This window comes from Mannheimia haemolytica (assembly GCA_900638155.1).
GTDB lineage: Bacteria > Pseudomonadota > Gammaproteobacteria > Enterobacterales > Pasteurellaceae > Mannheimia > Mannheimia glucosida.
In genome coordinates this window covers 72,835-86,594 of sequence record LR134495.1, presented here as the reverse complement: position 1 = coordinate 86,594, position 13,760 = coordinate 72,835, and the positions used below count along the sequence as shown (strand labels likewise).

The 13,760-nt window shown below is 41.2% G+C and carries 11 protein-coding genes; all 11 read right to left on the bottom strand.

The features are described 5' to 3' along the window. Positions 1 to 171: 171 nt before the first annotated feature. Entirely contained in the window at positions 172 to 1,092 is a 921-nt protein-coding gene (lpxC, locus tag EL242_RS00435) for a UDP-3-O-acyl-N-acetylglucosamine deacetylase (RefSeq protein ID WP_006249725.1), read from the bottom strand. A 31-nt stretch (positions 1,093 to 1,123) separates the two neighbouring features. After that, entirely contained in the window at positions 1,124 to 2,371 is a 1,248-nt protein-coding gene (ftsZ, locus tag EL242_RS00430; RefSeq protein ID WP_006249726.1) for a cell division protein FtsZ, read from the bottom strand. Between the two features lie 32 nt (positions 2,372 to 2,403). Continuing rightward, complete coding sequence (ftsA, locus tag EL242_RS00425) at positions 2,404 to 3,675, bottom strand: cell division protein FtsA (protein ID WP_126301083.1); 1,272 nt, start codon at positions 3,673 to 3,675, stop codon at positions 2,404 to 2,406. Between the two features lie 22 nt (positions 3,676 to 3,697). Further along, a complete protein-coding gene (locus tag EL242_RS00420) occupies positions 3,698 to 4,489 on the bottom strand; it encodes a cell division protein FtsQ/DivIB (protein WP_126301082.1) in 792 nt (263 codons plus the stop codon). Continuing rightward, positions 4,489 to 5,400 carry a D-alanine--D-alanine ligase gene (locus EL242_RS00415; protein WP_126301081.1) on the bottom strand — a complete coding sequence of 304 codons (912 nt, stop codon included), beginning with the start codon at positions 5,398 to 5,400 and terminating at the stop codon, positions 4,489 to 4,491. The genes EL242_RS00420 and EL242_RS00415 overlap by 1 nt, the downstream gene beginning before the upstream one ends. A gap of 89 nt (positions 5,401 to 5,489) precedes the next feature. Continuing rightward, the gene (gene murC / locus EL242_RS00410) at positions 5,490 to 6,917 is read right to left on the bottom strand and encodes a UDP-N-acetylmuramate--L-alanine ligase (protein ID WP_126301080.1); all 1,428 of its coding nucleotides are present in this window, start codon (positions 6,915 to 6,917) and stop codon (positions 5,490 to 5,492) included. Positions 6,918 to 6,993: 76 nt separating this feature from the next. Further along, positions 6,994 to 8,049, bottom strand: a complete 1,056-nt coding sequence (gene murG, locus EL242_RS00405; RefSeq protein WP_126301079.1) for an undecaprenyldiphospho-muramoylpentapeptide beta-N-acetylglucosaminyltransferase — start codon at positions 8,047 to 8,049, stop codon at positions 6,994 to 6,996. Between the two features lie 120 nt (positions 8,050 to 8,169). Then, on the bottom strand, positions 8,170 to 9,348 hold the full coding sequence (gene ftsW / locus EL242_RS00400; protein WP_126301078.1) for a putative lipid II flippase FtsW: 1,179 nt from the start codon (positions 9,346 to 9,348) through the stop codon (positions 8,170 to 8,172). After that, positions 9,348 to 10,649: a UDP-N-acetylmuramoyl-L-alanine--D-glutamate ligase gene (gene murD / locus EL242_RS00395; RefSeq protein WP_126301077.1), complete on the bottom strand. Its 1,302-nt coding sequence runs from the start codon at positions 10,647 to 10,649 to the stop codon at positions 9,348 to 9,350. The genes ftsW and murD overlap by 1 nt, the downstream gene beginning before the upstream one ends. 337 nt (positions 10,650 to 10,986) lie before the next feature. Continuing rightward, the gene (gene mraY, locus EL242_RS00390) at positions 10,987 to 12,069 is read right to left on the bottom strand and encodes a phospho-N-acetylmuramoyl-pentapeptide-transferase (RefSeq protein ID WP_126301076.1); all 1,083 of its coding nucleotides are present in this window, start codon (positions 12,067 to 12,069) and stop codon (positions 10,987 to 10,989) included. Positions 12,070 to 12,089: 20 nt separating this feature from the next. Next, positions 12,090 to 13,484 carry a UDP-N-acetylmuramoyl-tripeptide--D-alanyl-D-alanine ligase gene (murF, locus tag EL242_RS00385; protein ID WP_126301075.1) on the bottom strand — a complete coding sequence of 465 codons (1,395 nt, stop codon included), beginning with the start codon at positions 13,482 to 13,484 and terminating at the stop codon, positions 12,090 to 12,092. Positions 13,485 to 13,760 lie beyond the last annotated feature (276 nt).

The window sequence follows — 13,760 nt, the reverse complement described above, 5'->3', positions numbered from 1 at the left end:
ACACCCACATAAAATTAACTGTATAGGTATATAGTACAACTGTTTTTTTAAACAGTAAATAGATTAGAGAGAAAAAATAGAAAATGAGGCTATTTACAAGCGGTTAAATTTTGGAAAAGATTTGTAAAATAAAAAAGACGAACATTTCTGTTCGTCTTTTAAGCATTTAGACTAAATAAAAATTTCTTGTTGTACTTGGTAACCTTGTGGGACTTCTGCTTTATCTTCAAAGGTAACAAACTCCCAAGCGTTTTTATTTTCCAATACAGCTCTTAATAATTTATTATTAACGCCATGACCTGATTTATATGCACTAAATTCACCTAGGATATTATAACCACACATATATAAGTCACCTATCGAATCCAGCATTTTATGGCGAACCAGTTCATCTTTAAATCGTAAACCGTCTTCATTTAGAATTCGGTAATCATCTAATACAATAGCATTATCAAGGCTTCCACCTAATGCAAGACCAATAGATTGCAAGTATTCTACATCCTTCATAAATGTAAAGGTTCTCGCTCGACTTAGTTGCTGAATAAAGTTCTCAGCAGAAAAATCAATGGAATAGCTCCCTACATTTTTGGGGATTAATGGGTGCTCAAAGTCAATAGTGAAGTTCAATTTAAAACCTTTATTGTATGGTTTTAATTCGGCCCATTTATCGCCTTCTTCAACGCGTACTGTTTCTTTAATGCGAATAAATTTCTTCGGTGCATCTTGTTCTTCGATTCCGGCATCTAATAAAAGATAGATAAATGGGCTTGAACTACCGTCCATAATCGGAATTTCAGGTGCATCTACTTCAACAATAACATTATCTAAGCCTAATGCTGACATTGCTGCGTTTAAATGTTCTACTGTTGAAATACGAACACCATCATCATTTACCATACATGTGCATAATTGTGTATCACGAATAGAGTCTGCGCTTGCAGGGAAATAAACGACAGGCTCTAAATCGGTACGGGCATAAATAACTCCTGTATTAGCTGGGGCAGGGCGTAACGTTAAGGTTACTTTTTTGCCGCTATGTAAGCCAATACCTGTTACTTTTGCTGCTTGTTTTAATGTTCTTTGTTTAGTCATATTTTGTCCTTACTTCCGAAATGAGTGGAAGTTATTGACTATTTCTCATAAAACCCGGAATTGAATTTGGGTTAAAAATTTGTGCTGTATCAACCGATTGTGGTTTTGGAGCCACAGGTTGTTGTAGTGGTTGTGGTTGACCACTAAATTGATTTGGCTGACCATAACTTGACGGTTGAGTAAAGTTTGGTTGTTGTACCGCATGGTTTGGCTGAGTAGGCTGTGTAGCTTGAACATGATTTCCTTGCTGTGCATATACTGGCTGAGCCTTATGTGGCATATGTAGAGCTTCCTCAGGTTGGCCTATTCCTGTTGCAACAAGTGTTACACTTACTTTTCCATCCATTTCGGGGTAATAGTTACAACCAAATACAATTGCGGCATCTTCTGTTGCAAAACCATAAATTAAGTCCATCATAGCATAAACTTCTTCTAATAAGAAATCTGTCCCAGCACTGATGTTGATGAGCATACCACTTGCACCTGAAATATCCACATTTTCAAGTAATGGACTAGAAATAGCATCATTCATCGCTTTTTCCGCTCGTCCTTCACCGACTTCACCTTCAGCAAAACCTGTACCAATCATAGCGTGTCCCTTACCAGACATTACTGTACGAACATCAGCGAAGTCTACGTTAATATCTGCACCGGTAGAACCGCCCGAGCTGGTAATCATATTGGTAATACCAAGCACACAGTTACTTAAAACATCATTTGCTGCGGCAAATGCATCTACTGCTGTTGTTTGCTTACCTAAACCACGTAATTTATCATTAGGAATGATAATAAGAGAATCAACATATTGAGAAAGCTCTTTAATGCCTTGGTCTGCAAAGCGCATACGGCGAGGACCTTCGAAGCGGAAAGGTTTTGTTACAACGCCTACAGTTAGTGAGCCTTGCTCTTTAGCAATTTGAGCAACAACAGGGGCTGCTCCGGTACCGGTACCTCCACCCATACCAACAGCAATAAAGGTCATATTTGCACCTTTTAATGCATTAGCGATAGCCTCACGATCTTCTTCGGCAGCTTGTTTTCCTACCATTGGATCAGCACCTGCACCTAAACCTTTAGTTGTACTTGCTCCAATTTGGATAGTTTGGCGTGTGGTTCTTTTTCTTAAAACTTGAGCATCAGTATTTACATCAAAGAATTCAACACCTTTAATATCATCGGCAGAGCGAGACATTCTATCTACGGCATTACCGCCACCGCCACCAACACCCACTACCTTAATGATAGCATCTTGCGTTTGTTCAATAATAGGTTCAAACATTTTTATCTCCCTGCGTGTTTATTTTAACACTATTAAAATTTTGATTTGAAGAAGTCAATGATTTTCTTGGTTCCACGACCAATAGGAGCAAAGATATCTTCATTAGAATCTGTACTTGTACCTTGTTCAGTATAATTATAGTGGCTATATTGTAAAAGCCCTAATGCTGTTGCATATTGTGGTTTATTCACATAATCGGTTAAGCCAGTAATATTGAGTGGATATCCAACACGAACTTGTGAACCAAAAATTGATTTAGCACATTCTACAATATCTTCAATTTGTGAGCCACCACCAGTAATGACTACACCGGCAATTAACTCTTGTTTTATGCCTTTTTGGAAAAGTTCATGGCGCAATTGGGTTAATTCCTCTTCAACAACTTTTAACAAATCGCTATAACATTGCGATGTAACGGTTGCTACTTGCGCGCGAGTAAAGGTTCTTGCCATCCTTCCACCTAGTCCTGCCACCTCAATTTTTTTATCTGAATTATGGGTTGGAGGTGAAATTGCGCTACCATAACCTACTTTAAGGCTTTCAGCTTCAGGGCGAGATGTCGTAAATACACGAGCCAAATAATCAGTAATGTTATTACCTGCAAATGGAATGACTTTACTGTATCTTAATGCACCATCGGTATAAACTAGTACATCCATCGTACCGCCACCAATATCAATTAAGCAAACACCCAGTTCTTTTTCATCTTCAGTTAAAACAGAATAGCTAGAGGCAAGACCTGAAAATACAACTTGATCGACTTTTAATTTAGCATGTTCAACCGCATTTTTTAAGTTTTTTAACCAAGCTTGATGGCAAGCAATTAAGTGTGCTTGAACTTGTAAACGCATACCCGATAAGCCAATTGGATTTTTAGTCGCAGGCAATCTATCTACGTGATATTCTTGTGGAATCATGTGTAATGTTTCTAAGCCATCTTGTAATTTAATTGCCTTTGCCATATCCACAGCACTTTCAATATTATCTTGGGTAACAATACCTCCAGATAATGTTGATGATCCTGCTTCATTTAAACCAACAATATGCTGACCTGAGATTGCCAGTGTTACACCCATAATTTGACAATCGGCAATAGATTCCGCCTGCTCAATGGCTCTTTGAATAGAATTAACGGCAGCATCAAGATCAATAACGCCACCTCGATCGACTCCTTTAGAAGGGCAAACGCCAGCTCCCATAACATTAATTACACCATCAGGTAATACTTCACCAACAACGGCAACAACCTTTGATGTTCCAATGTCAAGACCAACGATAATTTTTGATTCTACTGCTTTTGTCATAATGTTTTTGTGTTCACTGAGTTTAATTTTTTATAGGACTAAATCCAACCGCCGCGCCATGTGGATAACGTAAATCAACATAAGCTAATCTATTGCCTTCAGGTATATGAATTTCAGGAAAGATTGTTACAAAACGATCAATTTTAGGAGTCCATTCCCCTCTTCCTAATCTTAATTCTACTTGATTAGAAAGCCTAATTGTCCAAGAACCTCGATTGTCTACAGAAACGGAGGTTAAATCCAATTTGCGGGCATTTAGATCAGCTCGGATTTTATTCCATGCCTCTAATACACTTTTTCCTTCCGTATCTGGACCATAGAGTAATGGAAGTCCATTTTTATCGATTCTGTCTTTCGGTAAACTAAAGACGGTTCCTTGTTCTGAGACAAAGTTAGTATCATTCCAAATTGCAACGGGTTTATGTTCTAGCAAAGTAATACTTAATCGGTCGGGATAAAGTTTACGAACAGCCACATCTTTAACCCAAGGTATCGATAAAAGCTTATCTTTGACCTCTTGAATATTTTGTCCGAAATATCCTTTTAGAGCAGGTTCTTTAGACAAAGTTTCACGAATATCTGCATTTGTTGTAAATTGTGTTTTATGTGTTAATGCATAAGCGCGAATTGGTGTTTTATCCCAACTTTCGAGTATATTTTGCCAATTACTATACACACCGAATATAAATAGTGTACATAATAACACAATTAATGGCTTAATGAATACTAGCCATTTACGTGGAGAAACAGGTGTTTTTGGATTAAGAACATTCAAACGCACATTTGTGCTGTTCTTCTTGCGGAAGATGCCCATTAAGCACTTAACTCCAATACGAGTTCAACTAATTTTTCAAAGGAAATACCAACTGTTGCTGCCGATTTTGGGAAAATACTGTGACTGGTCATTCCTGGGTTGGTATTTACTTCAACCAAGCGGAATTTTCCTTCGCCATCTTCCATCACATCAATACGGCTCCAACCTCGACAGCCAACCACATCGTAAGCCGCTTTCACTAATTTGGCGACCTCTGCTTGGCGTTCGTCATTTAATGCCGGTACTACATATTGGGTGTTATCCGACACATATTTTGCGTGGTAGTCATAAAATTCGCCGTCCGGAATTACTTGTACCGCCGGTAGAACTTGTCCGTCTAATACCGGTACAGAATATTCATTACCGGCTAAAAATTCTTCCACCAACACAATGGAATCAAACTTTAATGCCTCGTGAATTGCCGGTGCCAATTCTTCTTTGGTTTTTACTTTGAATACACCCACACTTGAGCCTTCACACGAAGGCTTCACAAATACCGGCAAGCCTAATTTTGCAATAATTTGGTCAAAATCGACCGCTTGTCCACGCTGAACCACCACCATATCCGCTGTTGGTAAACCTACTGCATTCCATAATAATTTAGTCCGGAATTTATCTAGCGTCACTGCTGATGCCATTACGCCACAACCGGTGTAAGGAATACCCATTTGTTCTAACGCACCTTGCAGTACACCATTTTCGCCAATACCACCGTGTAAAATATTGAACACGCGCTGAATCCCTTTTTCTTTTAATTTTTCAATCGGGAACTCTTTAGTATCAATACCTTCCACGTTATAGCCTAAACTTTTTAATGCAGCTGTTACCGCTGCACCTGAATTCAGTGAAACTTCACGCTCTTGCGAAACACCGCCGAATAGCACGGCAATTTTTTCATTTTTAATGCTCATTTGAAATCCTTTAAATATATACCCTCTCTCTGAAAAATACTTCTGAACGAAGTATTTTTCGGTCTCTCTCCCGCAAGGGGAGAGAGTATTTAATTTTTCCAGCTCTCAGCCAAGCCACGAGAAATACGGCTTACACTGCCTGCACCCTGTGCCAAAATTAAATCACCGTCTTGAATAATTTGATCTAATACCTCACCAAGTTGATCGGTATCTGACACCAAAATCGGATCAACTTTACCTAAATTACGGATCGAACGGGCTAAGGCTTTACTGTCGGCTCCCACAATCGGTACTTCGCCGGCAGCGTACACATCTAATAAAATCAGGGCATCGACTTTAGACAGCACTTGCACAAATTCATCGAATAAATCACGGGTACGCGAATAGCGGTGCGGTTGGAAAATCATCACCACACGTTTGCTTTCCCAACCTGAGCGGGCAGCTTGAATGGTTACATCAACCTCTGTTGGGTGGTGACCGTAGTCATCAACTAACATAATTTTGCCGTTCGGGCGAATGAATGAACCTAATTGGTCAAAACGACGACCAGCTCCTTGGAAATCAGCTAAAGCAGCTAAAATCGCCTCATTACCAATCCCTTCTTCTTTTGCCACCGCTAACGCAGCGGTTGCATTTAAGGCATTGTGCATACCTGGCACGTTCAACAGCACATCAATTCGTTCACCGCTTGGGCAAACTACGGTGTAATGCCCTTGGAAGCCGGTTTGCTGGTAATCTTCAATTCGGTAATCCGCATTTTCGCTAAAGCCATAGGTAATCACTTGTCTGCCGACACGAGGAGCAATTTCCATTACCGTTTCATCATCGGCACACATTACCGCTAAGCCGTAGAAAGGTAAGTTACGCAAAAATCGTACGTAAGTCTCTTTCATTTTCTCGAAATCGCCACCATAGGTATCCATATGGTCAGGCTCAATGTTGGTTACTACCGACACCATTGGCTGCAAGTGTAAGAAAGAAGCATCACTTTCATCGGCTTCGGCAATTAAATAACGACTTGCCCCCAAATGGGCGTTTTTGCCGGCAGATTTGACCAAACCGCCATTCACGAAAGTCGGATCTAATTTTGCTTCGGTGTAGATCATTGAAATCATTGCGGTTGTAGTGGTTTTACCGTGTGTGCCGGCAATCGCAATGCCGTGGCGAAAACGCATAATTTCGGCAAGCATTTCCGCTCGGCGAATCACCGGAATTCGAGCTTCTCGAGCGGCAATAATTTCAGGGTTGGTTTCATCAATCGCAGTAGAAACCACCACCACACTCGCCCCAGCAATATTTTCTGCTTGGTGTCCGATAAAGACTTTTGCCCCGGCTGAAGATAAACGCTGTGTAACCGCACCGTCTGCAATATCCGAGCCTGAAATTTGGTATCCCTCATTTAATAACACTTCCGCAATACCGCTCATACCGGCTCCGCCAATCCCGATAAAATGGATTTGGCTGACACGACGCATTTCAGGCACTAATTTTTTGACTTTATCTTGGAAATTTTTCATCTATTGTCCTTTTCTATCTATTCGCAAGCGGTTAAATTTTGCAAAATTTTTACCAAAAATGACCGCTTGTAGTAAGTTAATTCGCTTCTTGAATAATCACTTCCGCCACTCGTTTTGCTGCCGTTGGGGTGGATTTTGCTCTGGCTCGCATCGCCATATCCAATAAGAGTTGGCGATTAGCAATTAACGGCTCTAACGTTTTTAGTAAAGCCTCTGGCGTAAAATCACTTTGCTCAATAATCACCGCAGCACCATCTTCCGCCAAATAGTGAGCGTTTAAAAATTGTTGTCTGTCTTTATGTTGGAACGGCACAAACACAGCCGGCAAGCCTACGGCGGCAATTTCACACACCGTTAATGCACCGGAGCGGCAAATCACCAAATCCGCCCACTCATAGGCCGCTTTCATATCATCAATAAACTCGGAAGCAATCCCATTGCCGGTTTGTTGATAGACTTCTTCGATACCGGCTAAATTACCTTTACCGACTTGATGGCTGATAAATACATTATTTCCTAACACTTTTGCCACTTCAGGCACGGTTTGGTTAATCACTCTTGCCCCTTGGCTGCCACCCATTACTAAAATGTTAATCGGGTAGCCTCGTTCGGCGAAACGTTCATTCGGTAACGGAAGAGCAGATAAATCTTCACGCACAGGATTACCTACCACTTCAGCCTCTTTAAAAGCAGTCGGGAAAGCCTGTAGCACTTTACGGGCAATTTTAGATAGCCACACATTGGTTAAGCCGGCAACGGCGTTTTGCTCGTGTAAAATCACCGGTACGCCACATAATTTAGCGGCAATGCCACCCGGGCCGGACACATAACCACCCATTCCCAACACCGCATCAGGCTGATAATTTTTAATAATTTTACGGGCCTGCATTACCGCTTTAAAAATAGCAAACGGTGCTTTCAATAATGCAGCAACGCCTTTGCCCCGCAAGCCTGAGATTTCAATAAAATCAATCTCAATGCCGTGTTTCGGCACAAGGGTAGCCTCCATTCGGTCTTTCGTTCCTAGCCAGCGAATTTGCCAGCCTTGTTTTTGTAATTCTCGAGCCACTGCGATTGCAGGGAAAACGTGACCGCCAGTTCCGCCTGCCATCACTAATAATTTTTTTGTCATATTTAACTCTTTTTCATCTCAACAAAGGTGTTATTTTACTGAATTTTTATGCTTTCCAGCTAATACAAGCGGTCTCATTTTTGTAAAAATTTGCAAATTGTAACGTTGCAGACCGCTCGGCTAGATGGTTTTAATTTTTGCGTGCCCGATTCGCTCGGCACGGTTTTCGTGGTCAATTCGAAGCAAGACCGCAATCGCAATCGACATAATTACCAAACTCGAACCGCCATAACTCACTAATGGGAAGGTTAAACCCTTAGTTGGCAGCAAACCTGATGCTACTCCTAAGTTTACGAAGCCTTGTAGGAACACCCAAATCGCAATCCCAAATGCCATATAGCCTTTAAAACGCTCTTCCAACACCAAAGATTCTTTGCTGATTTTTAATGCTCTCACCGTTAATAGAATCAGTAAAAGTACGATGCAAGCAATACCAAAGAAACCAAATTCTTCACCAATAACCGCCATTACAAAGTCAGTATGGGCTTCAGGTAAATATTCTAGCTTTTGTACCGAATTACCTAAGCCTTGCCCCCAAAATTCACCTTGTCCAAATGCCATTTGAGAATTAGATAATTGGAATCCATCTCCATAAGCATCAGCAAACGGATCCATAAAGGAGGTAACACGTTTTAAACGGTATTCAGAGGTTAAAATAAGTACAGCAAATAGCACCGCTCCAACAACACCTAAGAACATAAATTGCATAATTTTCGCCCCTACAATAAACAACATTGAGAAAGTAAGGACAAATAACACAAAGGTACTGCCTAAATCCGGCTGCAAAATCAGCAAGAAGCCGAATAAGAATAAAATCACTGCCGGTCGCCAGAAACTGGCTTTTTCCTTACGAATTTCATCATATTTGCGCACATAGAAACTGGCAAAATAGCAAATTACCGCCAATTTCGCTAATTCTGCCGGCTGAAAGTTGAGAATACCCAACGGAATCCAACGCACTGCACCATTAATTGAGCGACCAAAAATGAGTACGGCGATTAAAAAACCGATTGAAATAAAAAACAGTGCCAAGTTATGCTTTTCCCATTTTTCAATTGGGATTTGTACAAAAACATAACAAAAGATAATTGAAGCAATAATATACAGCCCATCTCGAATCGCAAAATAAAATGGATCGTTATTCAACCTTGTGCTAACTGGGAGTGAAGCAGATGTTACCATCACAAAACCAATAATCAGCAGGCCTAAAAACAACCAAATCAGAGTTCTATCATAAAGTGAATTAGAAGGGGTTAATCTGACCCATTTATCCCATTCCGACTTAATTCTTTCTAACATTATGCGTGCTGTCCTTGTGCTAATGCCATAAATATCTCACCACGTTGCTCAAAATTTTTAAACTGATCTAAACTGGCACAAGCCGGAGAAAGCAGTACCATATCGCCTTTTTTCAGTTGTGAGCGGATTGCTTCAACCGCTTTTTGCATCGTTTCAACCAACACACTTTGTTCACTTAATTCTGCCAATGCCGCTCCATCTTGCCCGAAACAATAGCAGACAATATTTGGCTTATTAATTAATGGTTTGAGTTCGGAAAAATCAGCAGCCTTGCCGTCTCCACCTAAAAGTAAATAAAGTGTACCGGCAACATTCAAGCCGTTTAGAGCTGCAACTGTGCTGCCCACATTGGTGGCTTTGGAATCATTTACCCAACGTACACCATCGTTAGTTGCCACTGCTTGGAAACGGTGTGGTAAACCGCCATAAATTTGTAATGCTTTTACAATACCTTCACGCGGAACATTCGCCGCCTCTGCCAATGCCATTGCTGCTAACGCATTCATTTCATTATGACGACCGCTAATCAGCATCTGTTTGGTCTGGATAATCGCATCATCACCTGAATAAAGCATTTGATTGCGTAAGCTATATTCCGCATTTTGTTCTGCAAAACGAATCACTTTTTTGACCGCTTGTATCGGGTAAGTTTGAGCATCTTCACCGTTTACGATGATATTTTCCGCGTTATCGTAAATCCGCAATTTAGCTTGGCGGTAGTCGGCAATCGAATCGTAGCGATCCATATGATCTTCGCTAATATTTAAAATGGTAGCAGCTTTTGCTTTCAGTGAATAAGTGGTCTCAAGCTGGAAACTGGATAACTCAAGCACAAAAAGTTCATAATTGCCTTCCAGCAAACTTAATACCGGCACACCGATGTTACCGCCCATTCCCACTTTAATCCCCGCTTGCTTTGCCATTTCGGTGGTTAAAGTCGTTACGGTACTTTTGCCGTTTGAACCGGTGATCGCAATAATCGGGGCTTTTGCCTCACGACAAAACAGTTCAACATCACCGACCACTTCAACACCTGCTTGAATAGCTTGCTGAATTTCAGGTGTCGCAACGGCTAAGCCCGGGCTAATTACAATAAGATCAGATTTCAGCAACCATTCACTATTTAGCCCACCAGTATGCAACGGAATCGTTGCGTCTAATTTATCCGCTCCGGCAGGGTTTGCTCGGGTGTCAATCACTTGGATATTGGCATTTTTTTTCTTAAAGAAATCCACACAAGATAGCCCTGTTGTGCCTAAGCCGATAATAGTAACGGTTTTGTTTTCGTATTGTTTTTGCATACTTTATTCTCTAAATTTATGTCACTTTTCTTTGCTTGTGCAAAGACAAACGCTTGCGTTTGAATGTTGCCGAAGGCAACAGCCGATTAGGCGAGCGAAGTGAGTAAAAGTAACCAAAAGAAAGCACACCCTGCCTCGTTGCCAGCCTCACTTGGTTGAAATTTTCTTAACGAAAAATACCCCTGATGTTCGCTTCGCTCTCTTTCGGGTTATTTTCCTAAAAATTTCAAATCGTTCGAGCAACTCAGAAGGGAACCCGATCTTCTATTCCATTCATTTCTTCTGTAATTTAAAAATAACATAAGGCACATTATCTAAATGCACCTTATTCAATCAATTAACGTAATTTCAATGTTACTAAGCCGACTAACACTAGCATGAGTGTGATAATCCAGAAACGCACGATAACGCGTGGTTCAGGCCAGCCTTTGAGCTCAAAATGGTGGTGAATTGGTGCCATTCGGAAAATGCGTTTTTGGCGTAATTTGTATGAACCCACTTGTAAAATCACCGAGAGAGCTTCAACTACAAACACTCCCCCCATTACCACCAATAATAATTCTTGGCGAACTAATACTGCAATCACACCTAATGCACCGCCGAGCGAAAGTGAGCCGACATCGCCCATAAACACCTGTGCAGGGTAAGTGTTATACCATAAGAACCCTAAACCTGCTCCCACAATGGCTGTACATAAAATTACCAATTCGCCTGCATTTGGAATAAAAGGAATGTGTAAATATTGTGCGAAATTAAAGTTACCGGTTGCCCACGCAATTAACGCAAAGGCAGATGCCACCATAATGGTTGGTACAATCGCAAGCCCGTCTAAACCATCGGTTAGGTTTACTGCATTACTGGTGCCGACAATCACGAAATAGGCTAACACAATGTAAAATAAACCAAGCTGTGGCATCACGTCTTTAAAAAACGGCACTACTAACTGAGTTGCTGCGGTATCTTTCCCCACTGCATACATACCAAACACCGCCACTAATGCAATGGCAGATAACCAAAAATATTTCCAACGAGCAATCAAACCATCGGTATTTTTGCGGGCAATTTTGCGATAATCATCCACAAAACCTACTGCACCGTAGCCAAATAGCACAAATAGCGTGAACCAAACATAGGAATTACGCAGATCCGCCCAAAGTAACGCACTCACGCCAATTGCTGCGAGAATCATCACACCGCCCATTGTTGGCGTACCACGTTTTTTGAAATGGCTTTCCGGCCCGTCATTACGCACTTCCTGACCGAATTTTAAGATCTGCAAACGGCGGATCACTTTCGGCCCGATCCAAAGCCCGATCCCCATTGCAGTTAATAACGCCATAATGGCACGGAAAGTAATATAAGAAACAACGTTAAACGCTGTGTTATATTGAACCAATAGTTCTGCAAGCCAAACTAACATTGCTTAGTCCTTAAAAATAATTAGAAATTTAGGTTAAATGGTTTACACAATTCGGAAATCACCGTTTCCATTTTCTGGCTACGAGAGCCTTTTGCTAATAATACAAGCGGTTGTTTTTGTTCGATTTTTTGCAAAATAATCGGCAGTAGGAAATCAACCATTTGCTGTTTATCGGTAAAATGATGTGCTGCCTGTTGGCTGATTACCGCACTCTCTTTACCGAAACTCACTATTAAATCTAACGCTGCATTTTGGGCAAAATCAGCTACTTCTTGGTGGCATTTGCCACTTTCTTCGCCCAATTCCGCCATATCGCCCACCGTAAAAATACGGTAAGCCGGATAATTTTCTAAAACAGAAATCGCCGATTTCATTGAATCTACATTAGCATTGTAGGTGTCATCAATAAACAAGCAGTGGTCGTTAATTTGCACTGGATATAAACGCCCTTTTACCATTGAACGTTGCTCAAGCCCTGCTTTGACTGCCTCTAACGTCGCACCGACAGACATCGCCAATGAAGTCGCTGCTAAGGCATTGCTCACGTTATGTTTTCCCAAATAAGGTAGTTCAATGGCAATTTCGCCCTGTGGCGTATGTAGCGTAAAGAGTGAACCGCTTAAATGTAGCTCGACATCTTCCGCCCAGTAATCAGCGTAAGAATCCGAATCTGAACCGATATAAGAGAAAGATTGCATTTCTCGTGAACCAATCTCTTTTTGCCATTGCGGATAATAAAACGCTAAATTGACAATCGCTTTGCCATTCTCTTTCAGACCACGATAAATTTCGCCTTTGGCTTGAGCTACACCTTCTAATGAACCAAAACCCTCTAAATGTGCCGCAGCCACATTATTTACCAAACAGGCATCAGGCTGGGCGATAGCGGTGGTATAAGCAATTTCACCGATATGATTTGCCCCCAGCTCAATTACTGCATATTTATGCTGTTCGGTTAAGCGAAGCAAGGTCATCGGTACACCTAAGTCATTGTTTAAGTTACCAAAAGTATAAAGCACTTCCTGTTCACAAGCGGTCATTTTTTGCAGGATTTTTGCAGTCATTTCTTTGACGGTTGTTTTACCGGAAGAACCTGTCATCGCCACCGTTTTCGGGTTCAACGTGGCTTTTAACCACTTCGCCAATTCCCCCAATGCCAAACGGGTATCTGCCACCACAAGTTGTGGTACATCAATTTCACACTCACGCTCAACCACAACTGCCACACAACCTTGTGCGACTGCATTTTGAAGATAGTGATGAGCATCAAAGTTCTCGCCCTTTAATGCAAAAAATAAGCCGTTTTCAACCGCTTGTCGGGTGTCGGTGCTGGTGGTTTCTACCACAGTTTCGCCATTGCCAATCAATTTGGCATTTAGGATTTCAGCGATTTGTTGGGTGGTTAGTTTTATCATTGATTTATATTTTTCTTTATAAAATTAATTACGAGCATTTTGTATTTGTCACTGTCACTGTCACTTTTCTTTGCTTGTGCAAAGAAAAGTAACCAAAAGAAAGCACACCCTGCTTCGTTGCACTACTCGCAAGTTCGCATAGCTTACTTGCTCGCCCCTTCGGGGTCGTTGGCGAAGCCAACGCTCAAACGCTAAAGCGTTTGTCCTCACTTGGTTGAAATTTTCTTAACGAAAAATAACCCTGATGTTCGCTTCGCTCTCGCTCGGGTTATTTTC